Here is a 241-nt window from a genome sequence, read left to right as displayed (position 1 = left end):
AAAGCTTGCGATGCAGGGTGTCGGCGCCCTAGTGATTGCCCGACTAGCTGTCGTTTGGGCAATCGAAACGTTCAAATCTCAAAGAAGCTGGGAGAGAGAGGCGTCGACCTTCGCGAGCACGCTCTCGGCCCTTCGTGAACTGGACCGTGCTAACGACATAATGTGGAACGAGGCCATCGGTGCCAAGCTTTACACCGACGAGTATCTTGATGAGGCGAGTAATTGGTGGACATCAGCAAAA

General features: G+C 53.9%; 1 protein-coding gene. It reads left to right on the top strand.

From position 1 onward, the window contains the following. Window positions 1-241, top strand: a 241-nt coding sequence (locus KJQ96_RS39510) for a hypothetical protein (protein WP_213291275.1), incomplete at both ends; no start/stop codon positions are given.

The organism is Bradyrhizobium sp. sGM-13 (genome assembly GCF_018398875.1).
Classification (GTDB): Bacteria; Pseudomonadota; Alphaproteobacteria; order Rhizobiales; family Xanthobacteraceae; genus Bradyrhizobium.
Note: the sequence above shows the minus strand (reverse complement) of the source record. Positions and strands in the feature narration are given on the sequence as shown.